The sequence below is a fragment of the Endozoicomonas sp. genome (assembly GCF_031844845.1).
GTDB lineage: Bacteria > Pseudomonadota > Gammaproteobacteria > Pseudomonadales > Endozoicomonadaceae > Endozoicomonas.
Window position 1 is genome coordinate 1 of sequence record NZ_JAVRMB020000379.1, and the last position, 21,640, is coordinate 21,640.

Consider the following 21,640-nt stretch of genomic DNA (forward strand, 5'->3'; position numbering starts at 1 on the left):
CGGGGGAGTCCGTTACCGCCTGTAAGGTATTAACCTGTAACCAGAAGAAGCCAACAACAATCCATGTCATTCCTTTTTTCACGATCCATCCTTTTTTCGCTTTCCAGGTTCCGGCACAGGATGCTGGCAGACAGCGAAACCTCAATCATCCTTGAACTTATACAATTACCGCCTTCTAGCTATAAGAGCAAGCAAGCCATCCTGCCCTGCGGGGCAAGACGAAGCGAGCAGGCGCTGAAATGAGATAACGGTATTAATGACAGTGAATATCAAACTACCTCTTCAAGAGCACTTTCCCGTTCAATAACATACCGATAGAGGCCTTCGTATGCCTCCCACAAATGGGAGCCAAAAAGAGGGTCAGACATCTGCTTGAGATCATCATCTACCAGTACCAGATCATCCGTAGTCAATAATGATTGCATCGCCGGGATCATAAACTTGTTTTCCAATTCCATATGTTCCCGCTGCAGCTCACTGTAAAGCGTATATTCAGCCAACAGCAGATTAATGGGCATTACGTGATCCGAGGCAACGGTGTTGAATGACTCCACCAGCTTCTGGGTCATTGCCGTAATCTGCTTATGTTGCTCCTCAATCATGTCAAACCGAAGACGTTGTTCTTTGTTAGCCAGTCGAGGCCTCAACCTGGCCATCAATCTTGACTCCAGGGGATGATGAAATGCATCCGGATAGTTATGGAGATAATCAAGCGCTTCAATGATGATGTTCAGATGAGGGGTATGCTCACGGCCTTCCCGGTAGCCAGATACTTCGTAATCCAGATAGTCCAGTAGACGTGCCATATGCTGATGGTCCTTAATAATCCGGTCAATCACAGTCGCCATATAGCTTCTCCCTTGGATATTATTATTTAAACACTCTGTTGTATAAGGCCTGTTAATTTCAAGTATTGATATGAGTCAATTTTGCACCGACTAACCCTGTAAATATTACTCTGGAACATTCCTTATTCCGGCTCTTTTGAAGAATGTTTGAGTTAACCGCGTTTGCCACTCAAACCAGCCTTAAGCATACAATGTACTTATTTCTACCAAATTGATAGACGACAAATGTAATCTCATCTGTTGCTCTTATTGTATTACTCCAGCCATTCTCAAACCCGCTTACAAAAGACTTTCATAACAAGAAGTTCATTTCATGCCCTGCATCAACAAAAAGGGTCAGCATGGCAGGTAAGCTACCGCGAAAATTGTAACTGGTTCGGAGGTTAATGTGCCTAACCCCCTGTATATGCTTGAATATCTGGAATATGCCGGAGTTGATATCAAACCCCTCATCGATGAGAAAGCCATTGAGAAAGAGTATCTGAGGCAGATATATCGAGTGGACTCCCGGGAAAAAATTCTCGACAGTAAAGGAAAAGTGGTTGGAAAATCGAGAAACCCACGACATCTGCATTGAATGCCCCCTGGTTTCATCTGCCCCATGTGCATGGAGCTGTGTTTCATTTCACTGTTCCCTTTATTACCTGAAACAATCAATTTAAAATGCCGCAATGGATGCTTTATTCTGGATAACCCTGCTTTTCGCCCTTCTCTATTACTGGTTTGATACCGCCAAAGCAAAAGAGACGGCTGTTGCTTATGGCAAAAAGGCCTGCCGTGATATGGAAGTACAGTTTCTGGATGATTCTGTGATCCGCTACCGGAGCAGAATCCGGCGTGGCTTTTCAGGCCAGATGGTCATTGAGCGCTCTTTCCGGTTTGAGTTCACGCTCGATGGTCAGAGCCGGGAAAACGGATTTATCCGATTATCCGGACAACGGCTGCAAATGCTTGAACTTGACTACCCGGAACACAGTGATCCAGGCCAGAACAGCCATGGACCAGAAAGCCATCATTCAAACCGTATTTATATGCATACAACCTACTCTGAGGAATCCAATGCCTTACGCTCGAGAACTGAAAAAAGGCCAGATCGTTGAAATTGAAGGCCTGTATTATCAGGTTCGTCAGGTTGAGTCCAAGAGCCCCTCAGCCCGAGGCGCTCAAACCTTATATAAAATTCGTTTCAACTCGGTCCCTGGCGGCCAGAAGCTGGAACAAACACTGACCGGTGATATCCTGCTGGCCAATGTTGATATGCAAAGACGGGCAGTAACCTTGCTATACCGGGAAGGTAACGAATGCACCTTTATGGATTCTGAGGATTACACCCAATATCTGGTCAATGCCAGCACCATTGAAGAACAGCTTCTTTATATTGTCGATAATATGGAAGGACTGACCGCCATCCTTGTTGAGGGCCAGCTACTGGCTATCGACCTGCCATCATCCGTAGCACTGGAAATTGTCGACACTACGCCGGGTATAAAAGGTGCCTCCGCGGCAGCAAGAACCAAACCAGCCAGGCTCAGTACTGGCCTGGAAGTTCAGGTTCCGGAATACCTCAGTAACGGCGAAATCATTAAAATCAATACAGAAACCGGGAAATTCATGTCCCGGGCCTGATTTCAAACCGTTTTCCGGAGTCCCCCTTCGGAAAACTTTCCCCAATAACAAACTCTTTATTAATTACTAATAGTTAATAAGAGCACCCAATCAATTATAACTATTCGAAATATTAGACTTTTGTTTCAGATACTTTTACTAATTACCCTCCTAATATATTGATATGTATTTCAAACAATCCTTTCGAATTGAAAGCCGTTAGATTAATTAAAGTGAACTAAACAACCATTTAAGCAATCCAACATCAGAGAAAAACTCTATAGAAAATAAAAAATCATAAACAATACAACCCAGGGAAGAAGTCCATGAATATAATAAAATCAGCTCAAAATATTATTAAAGTATTTAATATCACTCTGGCCCTGAGCTTTGCATCTTATCTCCATGCTGAGCAGCATATAGTTGCGTCAGTTGATTACAATACGCCCTACTCAGACTCTGCATTCTCTTTTAAAGAACAGCAACACATTAATGAAGACCGTGTAGGTTCATTTCTTTATAAAACGATTGACGACCCCGATAAAGTCAGAAACCAGGTAGCGGGTTCCGCCATTCTTTATGGCCTGGATAGCATGGGTCTGGGCGACGATATCAGAGAAGGCATTAATTTTATAAAAAAGAATACTCGCTACTCTTTTGGCGACTGCGGAAATATTCGATTAAAAACCGAACAAATTACCGCTACCAGTTGTTTATCTAACGGAGGTTCTGTTGAATTTAACTCCGACTACGACTTCAAATCAGTACAGCTGGAATTCACCTGGGCAATATAAACCCGGACAAATGATGCCGTCATGGTCAAGAGCTGTTAAAATCCCATCGGCATCATCCCATCTGGTAATAGTCATTGAATACCCGCAAATTGTACGCTCAATATCATCGTCAAATCGAATCACTGGCCCCATGGCAACTAACCGCATTGGCCACCGCCGCCACTGAGAGAGCGTGGCCAAATTTCGCCCTTTTTGCAGAACTGACTGAGTTTGGAGACCCTGCGGAAGTAAGACACTGTCTTACCATGTTGTGGGACTACACCGCTGGACTCCAGTCATCAAAAAACTTTGAACGTCTGCTCGAACGCCTTGATGAGAATACACCCGCTATTGAAGATTTTGATATGTTTGGGGTTCAGCCAGCGCTGGATTTTACGGTTGGCCTCCACTGCACCATTCACTGTGCCATGAAAGCCTCTGTTGATGAAACGGCCAGCGCCTTAACCCTTTCACTCAATACCATTGGCAAATTCATAAAATATACTGAAGTCCCTGATCTGAACGGTACAGAGCTAACTCAGTATATTGAAGAGCATGAGCTTTTTGAGATCCAGCTGAGCTTCATAGCGGAGCTGATCAACATGATTAGCCAGCAGAAAAACCCGTCAAAGGAATTCACCAGAAAACTCAGCATATTCTCTGCTAATGACGGTATCAGCCAACTCGGCATAAGCCTTGACTCTTGATTTAAACCGCAACGAGCGCAACATTCGTTGTTATGATCCAAGGCTCAAGCTGCCTTTATGCAAGTCCCAAACACAATACATCCCTTTGAAAACAGAGAAATGACTGTGTTATTGCGACCAAAAGACCCGCACAGGGCAATTCTGGCAAGGCTTGTTGCGTTCGCTGCATTTTTTTCAACTGACACTATTTTATATTGGAAATAATATCCCTGAGCAGGGAGTATATCTTTTGCTGGGCGTTGGACATGGCATCAAAATTCTGATTGTAGGTCAGCATCGCCCTTTGCAACTGAACGGTCTGTAACTGACTATTCCCGTTCAGGTTATCCCTGACATTAACCAGGTTTTCTTTCAGTGCTGACCACTCTTCCGGTGTCAGGTGACCTGTGCCGCTGGCGTCACTGAAAGACATTTTCAGCTCCTGAGTCAGAAGGTCAATTTCCTTCTGGGTCAGGAACGGGCTAGTAGCTGCATACTCATTGGCAATCCCCTGATTAAAGGCCAGCTTACGGGCAAAATAGCCATCCACCCGATCATCGCCATCATTGGGATTCACCTGAGTCAGGTGACTGGTGTTAACACCACCGTATTCCCATGAGTGAAGCCCTCCGGATTCCAAAAGAATATGGCCATCATTATTACTGGTGTCATAGGAGTGTTCGTTAATGGGTCTGGGATCGTTGGTACTTTCGTCAGCTGCTCCGCCCTCGTACACATCATAATCAAAGGCTGGAAAGGTTATATCCGCTCTCACCAGATCAATATTAATATCTTCTTCACCATCATCCCATTGTATGTTATCCCGTACCCTGTGCCCGGATTGAAAGGTGATTCGATCTATATATTCATGGAGAGATTCTCCAGAAACCATTAGAAAGTTGTAGGATTTGTCATAGTTGTCATTGCTGAGGCCATCTGATTCTTCTACACGCCAGTCAATGGTCACAGCTTCGTTCTGGAGTTTCTCTTTCAGGGCTGCCTCTTGCTCTGGTGTTAAACCGTGAAGATCTGATTTCATTTGTTGGGCCATATCAGCGGAAAAATCATGGCTCAACTTGCCGTAATCGTCATCGCCGTGATAATCCCGACTATAGGTCGAACTGATACTGCCATGGGAGTGGGTAGTTTTATCTCCTGCCGGTATTATTTGTTCAAATGAATAGACGGGGGGGGTTACTCTGACCTGAACCGATTCAATACTAATACCCCCGCTTTCCGCATCGATTATATATTCCCTGAAATCTTCAGCGGATCGATCAATCATCCTTTCAAAAAACTGTGACAGGTTCTCGTCGTAATGGGGGGAGTAGGTCTGTGTTTGAGTATAATGATCATCTCCGTTAGATCGCTCCCACACATCCCAGTCAACATTGATACCACCCGCATCTTTGATCTCTTGTAAAAAAGCTGCCTGCTCGGCAGGCGATTTACTTTGCAGCACTGGCAACCACGTTTCCTTCCAGTTAGGGCCAACCTGACTGGTGACAACGCTCTCCTTATCGGATGCGTTATACGCCACAAACGCTTCCATATAATTTGCCGGGACAGTCACGGTTTCCGTTTGCGTAGCCGCATTATTCGTCGCCGGTGCTGTTGGCGTTTCCACGGTTGGCGCTGAAATAACGGGAGCATCACTGTCCAGATTGCTAATGGTTATCCCCTGGTTATCCCGGGTAATAATGATTGAGGTGATATCCGCCAGGCCACCAGAAAAATCCGCAGCATTAAACGCAGTATCCGGCGCATTGGTCTTGAAAGTAATTTCGGTGCCATCGTCAAGAATCATGGTCATATCGCTCATGACCGGTATACCGACCTGTAACGCATCGACAGTGGTTCCGGCCGGCACAGGGATCAGTGTCTGACTCTGGTAGAGTAACTGATTTCCTTCAGCATCAATCAGGACAAAACTGGTACCCCCATTACCATCCGGCTGTACCTTTAGCCCGTAGCCATTATCCAAAACAATGTCGCCACCATTAGCGGTCCAGGTCGTGGCACTGTAACTGCTTGCGCCATACTCAGCCAGATTGGCTTTGCCCAGCAAGGTATTGACGGTATTGACCATCGCATTGCTTTTATCGATTTCGCCGATGATCCTGCGGACTTCCGAATCGAGCATCTCGCCACGCTCAAGATAGACAGCAGAGATAAAATCCTGCTGGCTCATTTCTGCAGGGTTAAGTGTGGTTACATCATTACTGGTAGTTACACCATTAATTGAGTTCATGCTGGTTTCATCCCTGAAAACAGTAGTTATTGTTTTATTGAGCCTGTCTGAGCTGATAGCTTTTCAGAAAAAAACCTGATGATCTCAGCTAACTATGAGCAGCTCCTGCCTATACATAACCGGAACGTTTTTTCGCTGTGGTTGCTTTTTTCACCCTTCGCTGTGTCAAAAGGCGGCTGGCACTCCGTAGCTCCTTTCGTTTCGCAGATGCCTCATTGGCCATATTATTTTTTAGTTCATCATGGAAATTAAGCAGCTCCTCTCTGGCTTTCTGCTTCTGCCGGGAGGACCATAAATCGCTGTTAATAAACGCACGGAGCTTTTGCCGGTCCATCCCTCCGTTTTTCATAAACTCTTCCTGTTTATCCAGCATGACCTTCGCTTCACGGATAATGGCCTGAGACTGTTCGACAGCCAGATAATTATTTATTTTCAACTTGGTGATATCCACCAGCTTGAGTTTTACGGCCATAGTCGCCTCCGATTAATCTGTAGCCAGCCGGTTATGGAACTCTCTGGATACCTATGTCGGCACTAGTCCAAATCAATGTAGAGCAGTGGCTATTTTTAACTTTTTGATGGGTACCCAGTCGGGGAGTTAGCCAGCGGGCATTAAAGTGCCTACAATGTTGGCAAAATAGCAGGGGGGTCTATGGACGTTGCGGAATTTGAAACGTTAATGATGCCGGTTCTGATTGGTGGCCTGGTTTTATTCATGGCCTTTATCGTGTATGACCTGGCCAAAAAGTCTAATGCGGGTAAATGGGGTACTTTTGTACTTTTCGGAGCCCTGGGCCTTGGCGTTCTGGGATTTGTCATCAAGACTCTGGTGGTTGAAGTCATTCTTTAATGGGTGTGTTCAACACAGTCTGGTCGATGGCCGCTCCTGCGCTTATAGTTCTGCTTTATTCAATCAGCGATTAACCCATGCAGGCATCAGCACCTTCCTCCCGCCCTTCCCGAAAGTCAGGCCCTTCCGAGCCAGCCCGATTACTCCTTCTCAATAAACCCTATGGCGTTCTCACCCAATTCACTGATCAGGAAGGCCGACAGACATTGAAAGACTTCATTCCTATCCCTGGAATCTATCCCGCTGGCAGGCTTGATCGAGACAGTGAAGGACTGCTCTTACTGACCAATAATGGCCAGCTACAGAACCTCATTGCTTCACCAAAACATAAAATGCCCAAAACCTACTGGGTTCAGGTAGAAGGAATTCCCGACTCTCAGGCTTTAGACAACCTCCGTACCGGAGTAGTTTTAAACGACGGCCCCACACTTCCCGCTCAGGCAGACATTATTGCCCCTCCTGATAGTTGGGAAAGAGTACCTCCAATAAGAGAAAGAAAATCGGTGCCAGATTGCTGGCTGCAGTTAACCATTCAAGAAGGCAGGAACCGTCAAGTCAGAAGAATGACGGCCGCTGTCGGTCACCCAACGCTCAGGCTTATCCGCAGCCAGATTGGCTCATGGCATCTTGAAGGTCTCCAGCCTGGCCAGTGGCGTGAGCTGGAAATCCCTGCTTCACTAAAAAGCAAACTCATGAAAAATAAAGAACATAATGTGAAGTGGAAAACATCAGGAAAACACCCTCGCTGGAAGCGATAATTCTGCAGCACTATTTATTGATCAGCAGAATCGCATTAGCCACCACCTTAATTGTCATCACCATTCTGGCACTGCTGCCCATTAACACTATTCGGGGCATTGAACTGACATTCTGGAAGCTACCCATCGCTGCTGACAAAATAGCCCACCTGATGGCCTTTCTGGTTATTTCAGGTTTTATGGATAGCTTTCAGTATCAATATGCTTTTAATTTAAAAACAGCAGCTATTGCCGCCCTGTACGGTATTTATATTGAAGGCCTGCAATCCCTGACGGATTATCGACACCCTTCCTTCTGGGATATAGTGGCGAACTGCGTTGGCATATTCATGTACTGGGCATTAACCCCTTTATGGAAGATAACACCGGTATTACGAATTCGCTGGAAATATAAACATCAGGAAAAGCGGATAGTGACACACTCCCACCACTAAATCGGCAGGGCGGTTATAGTGAGGGCTTCTTGTGACCCATGCGAACCCTAAAGGAAGATGGACTCAGGTATGGAAATACGCTTAAAACTGGTCATCAGGGCTTCAATGTTCTTGCCAGAAGTTGCTTTAATACTTATCGTGGATTGATGATGCCCCTGCGTATGACGAAGGATGACCGCTTTATCATTACCCTTTTCCAGAACCGATTCACGCATAAATCGGATCCATGCCCATGGACCTGAGTAAGTTTTAACACTCTGTTGCTGGCCTGCATCATGGAATGATGAGGTTAGTACTCGCTCATCATCCCCAACGTGTAAATCACTTTTCTGCCACAATGACGGACCATGGCGATACACGACTCCATTATATCCGTCATCCAGCTGATAATGAGTAGAATTTGAGCTTAACGATAATACCCTGATATTTAATGAACCATCTACCTGCTCTCCAGTCCCATTGAAGAAAAATTTCCGGATGACTTCAGCACGGTTAAAAAAAGTCTGTGCCTCAGGGGTAAAACGGAAGCTTTCATTCTCTGAAAGCGACAGACGATTGCTGGTGACCAGAAAAGGCTTGATATAAAAGGAATGAAAAGCATCTATCCAACCGTTTGGCCCGAAAACTGCCTGAAATGTATCAAGATCTATCTGCTGGGCACTATTGCCATAAACCGGAAATCGACCAGCAATTGACTGATGCCATGGAGTCACCAGCTCTTTCAACCACTGATTCTCTATATACTGTTTAGCCAGTCGAAAATATAATTTCCCCCATTGTGAAATCAGCTGTTTGATCCATTGTCGGACTGCCAGCGGTTGTCCTTCAGCCAACAACGAAAGCGCCTGCACAGGGTGATGCCCAATAACCAGCTGCCGAACCTGCCTGAAAGCAATATCCATAGGGTTATCAGCACTTCTTAAATGAATAAGATTTTCAAGAACCTCTTCCAGATGTTTGTGGAAGTTGCGAGAAAATTCCGAGCCATTGCTGTCGTCAACCAAACGGTGATAATCAGTAAACGCGGAAGCCAAAAATCGATCATGATTGTAGCTTTCAGTTAAGTAATTATATTGAGTCAGGAAATCGTTACCTTCGTTTGTTGAGCCCTCTTCGCTGCCAAGTCTATTCTCCCTGACGACCACCTGAAACAGTGTGTGGGCTTTAACAGCATTCAAAACATCCGTCATTGGAGACACCCCCAACCGGGCAAGAAAAGTCACTATATCGGTAAGCTCATTGATAGAACCAGCATTGCGTAAACGAATACATCTCATAATATTATGCCAATGTGCGATATATTCCTGGGCAAAACGCCTTTTCACAGAATCAACTGTGCTGGCGGCTACTTCCAGAGAAACCTCATCATTTATTCCCTGCGTTCTCCAGTTATCTTGAATACTGCTTATAATCAGTGGTGAATCAGGGGACAACAAATGATTATGCCATCCTCCTGCGGTAAAAAGCACAGACTGATCCTTGTTACAGGAGGATTCATTACTTATCACAAAAACATCATTAAAATGGGGCCCCATTATATTGGCGACTGGAATTGTTTGCTTGAAGTTTTGCATTACCTTGATGCGACTGTAGACCAAAAAAGCTTCCGTCATACCTTGCAACTTGCCTCGAGCCCCATAAATCAAAGCCAGATCCGGCGCATAAAAGACATAATCATGCAAGCCAAAATAATCCTGCAACAGTTTTTCCAGTTTATGTGCAGATAGCCGATTCAGACCAGCAGATTCTACCAGTAAGGACAAGGAACGGGCTATCAACTCACTGGTTGCCAGCTGGGAGGAATCAAAAAGCATCAGATAAAGCCGCAGACTTTCAAAAATCCCGAGCACACTTTCCTTTTGAACCTGAAGTTTCAGTGAATTAGAAAAAGCACTAATCAGATAAGGTGCCAGCCTTAACCTCAGCTGCTCATAGTAATAGTCATGCAGCATTTTTTGCAGAGAGCTGTGGCTCAAACGACTGGCCATTAAAATCTGTGGTGTCTGCTTATACTCTTCCAGCATGTCTACCAGAGAATTAAGCTTCTCCAGCATAACTGGCAGTGAGCCAATCATACCCTTATCACGCACCAGAAGATCGGTATTGGATTTGTAAGCCCGGACAACCTGCCTTGTCATATTATTTATATCTTTTTCAGCCATATAATTGTCATATAACCACAGGCCTGCAAGATACAGAAAAAGACAATAAAAGCTGTAACCACTCACACTAAAAAAATGATACCAAAATTGAGCTTTTTTATTCACGCCAGCCCTGGCAGCAATCGGCATAAGAAAATGCTGAAAAATATTCCGTAGAAATACATTATGATACTCAGCACTGACCGTTCCGAAATTCTCCCTGCCACCTGAAGAGAAATGGGACTGACAATAGGTGGTTACATAATCATAACACCGGTTATTGTCGCCACTACTTATCGGACAGATAAAATACCCGGCAATATCCACCCCCTTAGTTAGCATGGCTTCCGAATAACGAGTGATAAACGATTTCATTTGATCCCCAAGGACTGACATTTGAAACAGAATATCTATGCTTTCATTTGCCTTTTTGCTGTCGTAAATCAGTCCAATAAATTCAGATTGCCGAAGATATATCTGCTGAAGGAACTTCTGCCAGGATGAGTTAAACCAGTGCTCCATATCCGCAGGACTATCTTTTGGCCGAATAGCCCCTAACGTACAGGCAAGCTCATCCCGGTGCAGACTTTTACAAAACGCATCAAACCCGGTTAACTGAGCCATACCGGAAAGCATAAACAGGGTTGGCAGCTTTTGCTGTAATGACGAGACTACATGGCAGGTATATTTATAGACACAGTCAAAATAGGTATCCTGCTGTTCCGGGCTCAGGGAGAGAATCGCCAATGGAAAATCCACCAGAACACCATTAAAAGGCTGCCGTGGCCGGCTTTGCTTCACCAGAGTAAGCATGGTATTCCAGCCTGGAGTTCCCAGCGCCTCCAGTTTATTGACATGGAGCAATAGACACTGTTTCCCGTACCAGGCCTCTACGAATTTATCCTTAGCAACCTGAGGCATAAACAACTCAAGTTCCATGGTATTGAAAAATTGGTCCAAAGCCCGGTTATTATCAGAAAATACCAAAAATAATGGCCGATTGTATCGACTACCCCGGGTAATTTCCTTCGCTAGAAAAGCGGATACATAGCTATAGACCTCCCGATCACGGAGCTCTCTCCGCCTCTCATAGAAGGTAAGTAACAATCCGACACAAAGAAAAATGCCCCCCCCCACGGCCAGAAAAAAAAAAGCGCTCGTCCAGCCAAAAAACAATGCAAGCACGGCCAGAGGGATAAAAGAAACAATCCCGATAATAAAGCAAATTAACTTAATAATTTTTATTAAATAAGAATTCATGGATATTTTCCATCGTGGACAGTTGATAACCTTCAGACGGTTGGCTTGTCACATTTCGCGCATCTTCAAGCGAGACAATACCAATATTTTTCTGGCTAAAGATCCAGGTTCCTCCGGTAATAAATAAAAACACCAAAGCCCCCAAAAAGAACAATAGTGAACGTCGGCAGGGAAATGTTTTTAACGGCTGACATTCAGTCTGAGGTGATTTGAAACCCAGCTTCAGTTTTTGTAACAGGCCATTTTTTATGAAAAGATGATACAGATTCACCTGAAGTGAATTCAGAGCTTCCCGTTTGCCATGACTGAACTGCCCCTTAAAACCAAACTTGATACAGATAAAGGAAAGAAATAACAGTTCCATATGTTTATCAGAACATTTGAGACATTCATCAATAATCTCAAAGGCGTATTTGCCTGCATCTCTTCTGTTAAATAAACGGCTGCAGAGTGTTTCTCCCACCCAGGAACTGTCCCCCCAGGATGTGGCCATGGTCAGCTCATCCAGCGTTGCCGCAAGAATAAGAGCAGCCTGCTTGATATCCGGGTGCTGCACCTTATTCTCATAGTGCTGCAGCTCGCGCAAGATACAATCGTAATAACCGGAAATACTGGCCGGGGATTCGAGCCGTTCCATCGCATTGATTAAGGCCAACAGCGGCAATGCACCACCCACAAGCACATTATCGGTATCAATGGGTATCATACCTTTTATGGAATCAAGCTCTTTTTCCGGTGGGTGAGATTGAGCATTGTCTTCCCTTGCATGATGTATAATTTCAACCATATCAAACATAGACACCTCAAGCTGTTTGAATCATGAAAAGCCTGGCTTCCGGATCACCCAGCTGTATATCAAAATGGAGAGCAAGATGCGTGCAGTCGATTATTGAGTGATCGCTGAAATCTACGATAAAAGTCTGGCAATTCGGTAAACACAACTCTATGGGAGGCATCGCCAAAGGTGTCAGCTTGAGCCCGGACATGGCTGTTTTTAATAGTGATCGAATCTGATTGTGCGGAGCCACCGTCACAAACCTGGGTATATTGGTCATCAGCCACCCGGAATCAGCACCTGAAGCTTCAATAGAAAGAACGCACTGGACATTAGCCCCAAGCGCTGCTGGTAAGGCAGCTATTAGAATTCTCTCCCTTTCGAAAACAGAGTGGTCAAAGGGTACTTCCATTACGGAGTCACGAGAGAATACATCCATAGCATTAAGCAATTGTTCGAATACTTCTGGCATAACTTCACCCAGCAAATCCGGGTGGAGCACCCTTGGCTTTGGTATTTCATAGCCAGTCAAGCCCGCCAGCCCCCCAAGCATGGAGAAGAGCTCTTGATAAAGCTCTTGTGGAAAAAGACAGGGACGGGGCATCAAAACAGCAAGACGTGCCTGCCACTGACCAAAACACATACTCCATAAACGATCCTGCAATAATGAATGCTCACTTTTGAACTTCTTACCACTATCCAGTCTGCAGGCAACAGCACTTGCCACCTGGCTGACTCTGCCAAACAGCTCTTCCACTTTGTTCATTACAAAACGGGAAATCTGCAAATTTATGACAGAAGGAACAAAGCTACTATCCAACTGAATAGCACCGTTGCTATCAACATGGTTAATACGAGCCACGTTCAGACTCACATAACCTGTTGAAGAGTCATTACCAATTTTTAATTGAAAATTTGGACGGGCCATATCCACGTGCGCAGCGGGTGCATCGGGACGTACACTATCAACCAGATCTTTAGAATAAAATTGATAACGGCTTTTTGTTGAATCACCAATTTCTGAACTACCATCCCGGATGACTGGCAACGCAAGCGTTACCACAGCATCACTGATTGCCGGTGCAACAGAGGTCTCTATGGGAGCATCTATAAGAAAAGGGGTGTAATCGGGCAATATCCCTTTAGCATACCTGATGCATAACTTCCCTGACCTGAGCAACTCCACATCAATTTCCAATGAAGAAAAACCAAAACAACCCGGGTTAATCAGCTCATAATACTGCCCCCCCAGGTATTGCGTGAATCGATTTTGCTGTTGAAAGTGCTGTGGTGTCATAAAAGCACCTTCAAGCCAGCACACAGGATAATGCTTCAATGTAATACTCCAAAAATGCAAGAAAAAACGACGCACATTAAAAAAAACGACTATTTAGCTACACTTTTCCATTACCGCCAGTGTGTTATTCAAAAAAAGATTTAAACACTGCTTTTTGTCAGTACGAACAGGAAACCAATGACGTGTAGTAGCCTTTTCGAAATCGTTAAAGAAATAAAGCAATCCGATAAATCGAGCATCTGCTTCAGGCTTGATAATTTTAGTGATAATTTCACCGGGCTTAACTGGAAAGGGGGGAGCAAGATAAACCATACCTTCCCCAAGTGCTTTTGCAGGATCATTGTATAATCGTGTAAAATCCAGATCCTGAAAACTATCAACATTTTTTAGCTGTAAGACTTGGATAAATACAGGATTACTTTCAACGCCCAAATATGAATTTAACTGTTCATTGGCCTTTATGTTAATTTTGATTATTCTTTCCGGTGCCAAACCACTGATACAACCAGCCAGCATGGAAAACAACCAGATCATTAATAACTTGATAGCATACCTGACCATAGGTCCTCCGAACTTACAAAGCTCATAGCAATCGAATCATTATCAGGGATTTAATAAATAATACACAGGCAAGCGCTTTTTATTAAAAAAACAACAATTCAATGAAATACCGAACAAAAAAATAAATCTCATGACAAAACGGAATAATTAGAAAATATTTTTCAAATCTTTTTTATTAAATAATGAGAAAAGTTCTTCTGCTCTTTCCTTTCAACTTAACCGCCTACCAGTACTGTCGGACAACCCATGACTATAACACCGCCATGGGCTGTGGAATCGCCCATTCTGGCCAGAGGCAGTTTATTCACCAACACTGATTTACTGCATCCAACAATAAAATCCGGTGGGCCAACACATAAGCACTGCTGACCAACACCAGCCACAGGCATACAACCAATAAGCACTGTGGGAAGTGAAGGCGATGGCATAACAGGCCCACCCACATGAGGTATCGGGGGCAGAGCGGGCGTTATCATAGGACACATATGCATATCCAGAACACGTGCTGCAGGCATCATAAACTAAACTCCGACCAGTTTAAGTGATAGTAATTCATCCTTTTGCATACCCTCCACTACCCTGATTCCCAAATTGATAAATCGAGGGTAGAGCTTACTGCTGTGGCTGCCATCCTCAACCAGCCCTGCCAGTTGAACAGCCCCGGATATAGCCTGTCCCAACAAGCCGGGACTGGGACTGACATCCGGTGCATCTTCGGGAGTAATACTGCCACCACTCCAGAATAACGCCTGCCCCAGCCAGGCCACCGGTGATTTTACACCCAAAGAATGCAGATTTTTTTCATGAAACCGGCGATGCTTGTCCGTCGGTTCCCGTAACCACGATTTAATATTCCCAAGAACATCCATCTCTTGTTGACTCCATGATACGGGAACATGAATCAGACAAGCGTACCCCCAGGCAATTGCAAAGTCTTTCTTAAGACAATGAGACAAAAAACTGACTGCAGATCCAAAATGATCGTCTTTTAACAAACTGGACAGAAGATAACCCGGCTCATTCACTTTCACCTCTTGTGCCAGCTCAACAATATGTTCATCGAAATCATAGAGCTCAAGAATCCTGGGCAAGTCATCAAACAATAAAGCACTCATAAAAATCAATTAACCATTGTTAACTTGCCATTAATAATAAATACTCCATCACTATTCAAGCTAACACAGATATCACCACTGGCAGTCACCATCTTTCCTGCTACATCTACCATCTCTCCACTAATATTCACCATCTTGCCATTAATGTCTGTCATAACATCAGATTGAATAGTTACTTGTGCAGCGTTTATGCTAACACCTGAGGGATCAATACTGATTTTACTATTACCGGAGGTCAGAGTAATACCTGAACTCGCTTCAACCGATATATTTTGTCCCTTTATCGTGGTATCGGAACCTGATGAATAACTGGCGTTTGATTTGGCTTCGATATTTACATCAGAACCGGATGAAACCGATACGTTCTTTTCGATGTTCATGGTTTGATTACCAAGCACAGAAGAGACCATGTCATTGACGACTTCAAGCAACATGTCTTTCTGGCTTCTAATGTAAAATTCTTCACCATCCTTTGTATCATTAAGCCTGACCTCGTGTCCTTCAACTCCATCCGGTATGGAAAGAGTCTTAAATCCTGTGAGGCTGCCTTCATCATAAGGCATCTGGTGGAGGCCATTATAAAGGCTACCTATAACCACGGGCTGATCAGGGTCGCCATCAATAAAACTGACAACCACTTCCTGTCCGACACGAGGTAAGATACTGGCTCCAAAACCTGTACCTGCCAGTGATTGAGCCACCGGAACCCAGCAGGAACATTGATCCCCTTCTATTTCAGAGCTATCCCAATGAAAACGAACTTTAATGCATCCCTTCTCATTGTGAAAAACCTCCTGACCGTCAGATCCTGAAACCGTCGCTGTTTGTATACCGTTAATTCCCGGTTTGCCAAGGACTGGCGGGACAAAAGGATAGTCAGCCTTAATACAGGTGAAAGTATTGCAATATTCCTTTTGTCTGTCTGCAGACTTCTCAGTCACAGTACAATGAAACTGATGAGTCACCTGATCAACATAATAATCACCCTGATGAGCAGTATCAGGATGACAGACCAATTCAAACTTCGTACCAGAACGCAGTCCCGTTAATGAACTTGTGCAACTGACACGATTGGTATACTCCCCATTCACAAAATTCAGGGCAACCTGATCGGCTAATGACTGATTATCTATTCGGGAATTCCAAAGAGTACTGCCACTATTGGTAATAACTCCCGCCCCTCTGGCTGACCGTGCAAGCAAACTACTGATAACTGAAGCCTGTTCCCGGCTATATCCCGTAACGATAGTTTCACCACCATAGTAGGCATTAAGATCGACATTCCACCTGCGCAGGCTTTTGATTTTATCCGTCGCCTGCTCACCATACTCAACAGGCTCCCCGTTGAATTCCGTAAAAGAACGAGCATCTGAACCTACCACCATTGTGTGCTTACCATCAGCATGAGTGAAATAGTAGTACTTACCCTCTTCGCTTAAGAGCCTGCATATAAACTCGAGATCAGATTCTTGATACTGGACACAAAATACCCGAGGCTCTATATCATCACAATCAACAAACTGTATTGATGTATCAAGTTTATAATCCATACAAACCTGCTCAATTATTTGCCTGATATCACTGTTCTGGAAAATCCGACAATTTTTTCTCAACCTCAGCAATGAAACCCATGGTCTTAGTTCTATTTCCAATGTAACCTCCCCGCTTACCTTCGAACAAACCCGGATTCCAGTTACGTTACCATTGATAATAAATCGAGTCCTGCGATCCGTTTCAAAACCCGGACGATAACTGAACGTTATAAAACCACCCAGCAGATCGCTACTGTTAATATTACTGTTTACCAATACTGTCGCACTAACGTGGAACGGCTCACTCAGTTTCTCGCTGACTTCCATTTTAATAGCAACATATTTGTTACCAGAATCATCTTCAGCAACAAGAGACCTATTGTCAGCTAAAAAACCAGTACTCATTCACAAAACGCCCAAAGTTATTTTCTTAACACGACTGTCGTTTGGTTTCTTGAAGTAGTTAACCATTTATCTTTCATTCAATTCCACCTGGTTAACTACTTTGTGTTATAGCAGTTTTCGCAACTGCTTTATTATACGTCGACTGCCGCAAACACCACCTAGCCTAGGGTAGTGGTAGATTTTTTGAAGAGGCTACCTGACATACTAGACAACAGTAGATGCTCACTGACCGAAAAACCAATCATTTTAAAAAATTTATCGCAGCAACAAACGGTATACACATTTAAAACAGGAATAATATTCAAATCACTCCAAACCAGATTGAATTATGAAAATTTATCCTGAATATTTGAACTTTTTTTAAAATTTAGTTTCTTAACTGAACAAACACTTATTTTCGGATCCGGATCAAGTAGCGCTATGATCATCCTGAATGAAAAACTATATTCATCGCTTTGTCCGCTCCTGGCAGACTCAGGCACTCCCCATCTGTTAAATAGCGCCAGTGAATACCGTGCCTTTCGTAAACTGATTGCAGAGGCAAACTCGGCTAGCCGGGCCTGGTTACAGGAGCCCGACGCCGAAGCGGCAGTCATCCTCAGAAAGAACCTGTTCGGCGCCTGGCAGGAATGCCACCACTGGCTGTTAACCATTATGAATAATAATGCCCTGTGGTCTCCGGAATGGCTGGGCTGGCTGGCATACACCAGTCTTTATATTCCGGAATCCATGTGGCAGTCATTCTCCTTTTCTTTTCTTCTACTTGATCATTGCCTCGAACAGACACCTGTCGATTTAAGCGGAGATATTCAGAAGTCCTTTAATGAATCACTCGATCGTCTTGCCGCTATGGTCTCAGATAAAAGTACAGAACCACTACTGTTGTCCCCGATGATGGAAACAAAGCTATTGAATAACCTGTCCCTCAGGGAAATCAAGGCAGACAGTCCGGGACAGCACTCACCAGACAGCTTTTCTACTGACAACTTTAACAGCCTGCAATCGCTTGCTGTTCCTCTGGATAAGCTTCCAGAGCATTTCAACCGCTTCGGCCGGACTTTACCTATTAAAAAAATCAAATCAGTAATTAGCGACACTATAACAGTACTCAGCCAATGCCTTCCCACTCAGCAGTCCGCTGAGGAAGAAATAACAGCCGATTGCCTGGGTGACGACAAGAAAGCATCTTCAGGGCATCCAAAAACAATGAATCGTGATTTTGCCAGGGACAACCTGCAGAATCTGATCACCTTTTTTCGGCAGACCGAACCTCATAGTCCGGTTTCCTGGCAACTGGAAACAGCACTAAACTGGCTGGACCTGAGTTTTCCTGAACTACTCTTCAGGATGACCGGAGAACAACAGGAGTTACATCAGGATATCTGTCGAAGGCTCGGCATGGTTGATACAGCATTAATTATAGAAAAACCCGATGATTGACCAGAAACAGGAAACAGATTTAACAAAATCAGTCTATTGCATATCATCGCATGCTTTAAATATTAAACATAACAACGTCTATTTAAATCTTATCTATATTTTTTAACATCAATAACAGTTTCATGGGAGGTATTAACTGATCTTTTAAAATAATCTGATGGGTTTATGCAACACTTCGCGCGCACTGGGTTGGATAACGACCAATTGTCACATCCTATCCAGAAAAGCTGAACCAATGACTTCTAACTTCCATTTTCCTTGGACAAGGGTTTATTTATGGCAACTTTTTATATGAATATTAAAGATTCAACACCAACTGGAGCAGCCACTCTGGAAAAATTTGTTGGTGGTGATGGTTTGCCAACTGCTGGCTGGTTTGCAATACAGTCGTTTAACTTTGGCGCCTCCCGATCAATAGGCATGGATGTTGGCAATCAACATAATATGGATTCCGGTATCTGTATGATGCATGAATTCAGAATAGACAAACAGCTCAGCGGTGCATATGAGAACATATTATCCCTGTTACTGGCACCCAGTAAGCAGGGTAGAACACTGTACCTCATTGGTACAAAGCCTGAACGAGACGCGAACCAGGGGCCTGAAGTGTATCTACAGGTGACTCTGGAAGAAGCTCGGCTCAGTTATTTTTGTATGACCGGTTCTGAAGGCATACCGAACATTCAATATCACATAGCCTATAGCATATTCCACATAAAACACTGGTTTGAAACATCGACAGGCGAATTAAAAGCAGGTGGGCTGATTACCTATGATGTCAAGAAAGCATCTGCAGAATCAACAGTGACATAACAAGCTGAATAACCGCTACCTGACTGCTTATTAAATGGTCTGAATCTGTTTTCAAATTTACGTGGATTAATAAAAATGCCCCTGAATTCTCAACATAAACGCGTCCATAAAAATCGCGTCAGTATAACTTACGATATTGATACCGATGGAGCCACCCAAAGCCGAGAGCTGCCCTTCGTGGTTGGGGTAATTGCCGATCTCTCAGGCCACCGTCCTGATGACCAGAAAGACCCCATTGAAGACCGGCAGTTTATCCGGGTGGATCAGGATAATTTTGATCAGGTAATATCAAGACTTGGTCCAGTGCTCAGCCTGTCAGTAGAAAACACCCTTGAAGAAGAAGGCGCTGCCATTGCCTGTGAGCTTGCCTTTAACTCAATGGCAGACTTTGATCCCGGCAACATTGTGCAACAGGTGCCTGCCCTGAATGAACTGCTCACTGCCAGAAACCGCCTGAAGTCACTGCTTGGCAAGTCTGATCGTTGCCGAGATCTCGAAAAGGCCCTGAGGCAAGTGATCGGCAATAATGAATTGATGGAAAAACTGGCAGATGAACTGGATATTGGTAAGGAGTAATTGATTGTCATGAGTGATACTGATACTGAAACCAGCCTCGCTGAAACCAGCCTCGCTGAAACAAATGTCCCTGATAATTTTGCTAACGGTGTTCTGGTGTGCCTTCAGGCGAACCGGGGACAAAGTAATGAGGATGATCTGAAATCACTGGTCATCAACCTCGTTATTCAGTTCAAAAAAGGCCGCCTGAAGTGGATGGGAAACCTGACTCATACGATCAGTGATGCCGTGGCCAATATTGACTGCATCATTTCACGCCACCTGTCTTCTATTATGGCGTGTCCTGAGTTCCGCCGGCTGGAGGGTAGCTGGCTTGGACTGCAAAAGCTGGTACGTAACTCAGAGCTCGGTACCAGCTTGAAAGTGAAGCTCCTTGACGCCTCGCAGGAAGAATTGTTAACGCAATTTGAGAATGCTCCGTCTGTGGATCGCAGCCCACTGTTCAATACGTTCTATCAGCTGGAGTTCGGTACAGCAGGAGGTGAGCCCTATGGCCTGCTGGTGGGAGATATGTATTTCAGCTACGGTGATCAGGATATTACGCTGCTCCGTTATCTCGCTGAAGTAGCCGCCGCCAGCCACTGTCCTTTTGTAGCGGCTACCCCCTCTGAGATGTTCGAATTATCTTCCTTTACTGATCTGGCTTCAGGCAGACCTGTCGCTACCGGTTTTGATGACCCGCTTTACGGGTCATGGAATGCTTTCAGAAGCTGTGATGATGCCCGGTATGTCACATTGACTATGCCCCGTGTCCTGGGCAGGCTTCCTTACGGAATCGAGAGCAACCCGGTAAAGCAATTCAATTTTGAGGAGCTGTCCCGGAGCGAAGATGGGGCTTCCCAACTGGATCATAAACGGGACTTTGTCTGGACCAACGCAGCCTATGAACTGGCTTTGAATATGACCAGTGCATTTACCCAGTCTGGCTGGTGCACCTCCATTCGTGGTGTTGAAAATGGTGGCAAGGTGGAGAACTTGCCAAACTTCACCTATCTCTCACGGTCAGGCGACCGCCTCCAGCTCTGTCCTTCGGAAGTCAACCTGACCGATGAGCGGGAAAAGGAACTCAGTGACCTCGGTTTTCTCCCGCTGGTGCATTTTAAAGGCCAGAATTACGCTGTATTTCTGGGTGCCCAAACCGCCCAGAAGGCGCAGACCTATGTTGAGCCAGAGATCACTGCCAATGCCGCTATATCAGCGAGGTTGCCTTACATTATGGCCAGTAGCCGGATTGCCCATTACCTGAAAGTGATGGGGCGGGATCATATTGGTTCCAATTTGACCCCTCAAGATGTTGAAAATAAACTTAAAAACTGGATAGGCCAGTACACCAACCCCAATGCCAATGGCAATGAAGCCAGGGCAAGATGCCCACTCCGGGAGTCTGAGATCACCGTTGTAGAACAAAGAGGCAAACCAGGGAGTTATTTTGTCGTTGCCAACCTCAGACCCTGGCTGCAAATGGAAGAGCTGACTGCATCCCTGAGAACGGTGGCTGCCATTCCGTCTACGTAGTGTTG

Annotated in this window: 22 protein-coding genes; 12 read left to right on the forward strand and 10 right to left on the reverse strand. The window is 44.7% G+C overall.

The genetic code is table 11. The features are described from left to right. Positions 1 to 269: 269 nt before the first annotated feature. Positions 270 to 848, reverse strand: coding sequence for a hemerythrin domain-containing protein (locus RM811_RS20975; protein WP_402527927.1), 579 nt, complete (start codon positions 846 to 848; stop codon positions 270 to 272). 388 nt (positions 849 to 1,236) lie between these two features. On the opposite strand from RM811_RS20975, the gene RM811_RS20980 reads away from it, so the two are divergent. The 5 genes from RM811_RS20980 to RM811_RS21000 all read left to right on the forward strand — a co-directional run bounded on the left by RM811_RS20980 (position 1,237) and on the right by RM811_RS21000 (position 3,933). Further along, positions 1,237 to 1,425, forward strand: a complete 189-nt coding sequence (locus tag RM811_RS20980) for a hypothetical protein (RefSeq protein WP_402527928.1) — start codon at positions 1,237 to 1,239, stop codon at positions 1,423 to 1,425. Positions 1,426 to 1,519: 94 nt separating this feature from the next. Next, positions 1,520 to 1,948 (forward strand): DUF3301 domain-containing protein, encoded by a 429-nt coding sequence (locus RM811_RS20985; protein ID WP_402527930.1) that lies wholly within the window; start codon positions 1,520 to 1,522, stop codon positions 1,946 to 1,948. Next, the gene (gene yeiP, locus RM811_RS20990; protein WP_402527932.1) at positions 1,908 to 2,474 is read left to right on the forward strand and encodes an elongation factor P-like protein YeiP; all 567 of its coding nucleotides are present in this window, start codon (positions 1,908 to 1,910) and stop codon (positions 2,472 to 2,474) included. Before RM811_RS20985 ends, yeiP begins: the two co-directional genes overlap by 41 nt. Positions 2,475 to 2,779: 305 nt before the next feature. Next, a complete protein-coding gene (locus RM811_RS20995) occupies positions 2,780 to 3,247 on the forward strand; it encodes a hypothetical protein (RefSeq protein WP_402527934.1) in 468 nt (155 codons plus the stop codon). A 74-nt stretch (positions 3,248 to 3,321) separates the two neighbouring features. Then, positions 3,322 to 3,933 (forward strand): DUF416 family protein, encoded by a 612-nt coding sequence (locus tag RM811_RS21000; RefSeq protein WP_402527937.1) that lies wholly within the window; start codon positions 3,322 to 3,324, stop codon positions 3,931 to 3,933. A gap of 184 nt (positions 3,934 to 4,117) precedes the next feature. Here the strand turns inward: RM811_RS21000 and RM811_RS21005 are convergent, their stop codons facing one another. Beyond that, on the reverse strand, positions 4,118 to 6,163 hold the full coding sequence (locus RM811_RS21005) for a hypothetical protein (protein WP_402527940.1): 2,046 nt from the start codon (positions 6,161 to 6,163) through the stop codon (positions 4,118 to 4,120). A gap of 109 nt (positions 6,164 to 6,272) precedes the next feature. Continuing rightward, a complete protein-coding gene (locus tag RM811_RS21010) occupies positions 6,273 to 6,635 on the reverse strand; it encodes a hypothetical protein (protein ID WP_402527943.1) in 363 nt (120 codons plus the stop codon). Positions 6,636 to 6,815: 180 nt separating this feature from the next. On the opposite strand from RM811_RS21010, the gene RM811_RS21015 reads away from it, so the two are divergent. The 3 genes from RM811_RS21015 to RM811_RS21025 all read left to right on the forward strand — a co-directional run bounded on the left by RM811_RS21015 (position 6,816) and on the right by RM811_RS21025 (position 8,205). Continuing rightward, the gene (locus RM811_RS21015) at positions 6,816 to 7,013 is read left to right on the forward strand and encodes a DUF2788 domain-containing protein (protein WP_402527946.1); all 198 of its coding nucleotides are present in this window, start codon (positions 6,816 to 6,818) and stop codon (positions 7,011 to 7,013) included. 77 nt (positions 7,014 to 7,090) lie between these two features. After that, positions 7,091 to 7,771: a pseudouridine synthase gene (locus RM811_RS21020; protein WP_402527949.1), complete on the forward strand. Its 681-nt coding sequence runs from the start codon at positions 7,091 to 7,093 to the stop codon at positions 7,769 to 7,771. Positions 7,772 to 7,788: 17 nt separating this feature from the next. After that, the gene (locus tag RM811_RS21025) at positions 7,789 to 8,205 is read left to right on the forward strand and encodes a VanZ family protein (protein ID WP_402527952.1); all 417 of its coding nucleotides are present in this window, start codon (positions 7,789 to 7,791) and stop codon (positions 8,203 to 8,205) included. Positions 8,206 to 8,252: 47 nt separating this feature from the next. Here RM811_RS21025 and RM811_RS21030 read toward each other — a convergent pair whose 3' ends face one another. From RM811_RS21030 to RM811_RS21060, 7 genes are all read right to left on the reverse strand, one after another. Then, positions 8,253 to 11,606, reverse strand: coding sequence for an ImcF-related family protein (locus RM811_RS21030; protein ID WP_402527955.1), 3,354 nt, complete (start codon positions 11,604 to 11,606; stop codon positions 8,253 to 8,255). Then, positions 11,578 to 12,393: a type IVB secretion system protein IcmH/DotU gene (gene icmH, locus RM811_RS21035; protein WP_402527958.1), complete on the reverse strand. Its 816-nt coding sequence runs from the start codon at positions 12,391 to 12,393 to the stop codon at positions 11,578 to 11,580. The genes RM811_RS21030 and icmH overlap by 29 nt, the downstream gene beginning before the upstream one ends. A gap of 16 nt (positions 12,394 to 12,409) precedes the next feature. Then, on the reverse strand, positions 12,410 to 13,753 hold the full coding sequence (gene tssK / locus RM811_RS21040) for a type VI secretion system baseplate subunit TssK (protein WP_402527961.1): 1,344 nt from the start codon (positions 13,751 to 13,753) through the stop codon (positions 12,410 to 12,412). A gap of 18 nt (positions 13,754 to 13,771) precedes the next feature. Next, entirely contained in the window at positions 13,772 to 14,239 is a 468-nt protein-coding gene (gene tssJ / locus RM811_RS21045; protein WP_402527965.1) for a type VI secretion system lipoprotein TssJ, read from the reverse strand. A 215-nt stretch (positions 14,240 to 14,454) separates the two neighbouring features. Then, entirely contained in the window at positions 14,455 to 14,757 is a 303-nt protein-coding gene (locus RM811_RS21050) for a PAAR domain-containing protein (protein ID WP_402527968.1), read from the reverse strand. A 3-nt stretch (positions 14,758 to 14,760) separates the two neighbouring features. Next, positions 14,761 to 15,354, reverse strand: coding sequence for a DUF6931 family protein (locus RM811_RS21055; protein ID WP_402527969.1), 594 nt, complete (start codon positions 15,352 to 15,354; stop codon positions 14,761 to 14,763). A 5-nt stretch (positions 15,355 to 15,359) separates the two neighbouring features. Then, on the reverse strand, positions 15,360 to 17,291 hold the full coding sequence (locus RM811_RS21060; RefSeq protein WP_402527972.1) for a type VI secretion system Vgr family protein: 1,932 nt from the start codon (positions 17,289 to 17,291) through the stop codon (positions 15,360 to 15,362). A gap of 420 nt (positions 17,292 to 17,711) precedes the next feature. Here RM811_RS21060 and RM811_RS21065 point away from each other — a divergent pair, with 420 nt between their 5' ends. The 4 genes from RM811_RS21065 to tssC all read left to right on the forward strand — a co-directional run bounded on the left by RM811_RS21065 (position 17,712) and on the right by tssC (position 21,635). After that, positions 17,712 to 18,731 carry a hypothetical protein gene (locus RM811_RS21065; RefSeq protein WP_402527975.1) on the forward strand — a complete coding sequence of 340 codons (1,020 nt, stop codon included), beginning with the start codon at positions 17,712 to 17,714 and terminating at the stop codon, positions 18,729 to 18,731. A gap of 276 nt (positions 18,732 to 19,007) precedes the next feature. Continuing rightward, positions 19,008 to 19,544, forward strand: coding sequence for a type VI secretion system tube protein Hcp (locus tag RM811_RS21070; protein WP_402527978.1), 537 nt, complete (start codon positions 19,008 to 19,010; stop codon positions 19,542 to 19,544). Between the two features lie 75 nt (positions 19,545 to 19,619). Beyond that, entirely contained in the window at positions 19,620 to 20,120 is a 501-nt protein-coding gene (gene tssB / locus RM811_RS21075; protein ID WP_402527981.1) for a type VI secretion system contractile sheath small subunit, read from the forward strand. 9 nt (positions 20,121 to 20,129) lie between these two features. Beyond that, a complete protein-coding gene (gene tssC / locus RM811_RS21080) occupies positions 20,130 to 21,635 on the forward strand; it encodes a type VI secretion system contractile sheath large subunit (RefSeq protein WP_402527984.1) in 1,506 nt (501 codons plus the stop codon). Positions 21,636 to 21,640 lie beyond the last annotated feature (5 nt).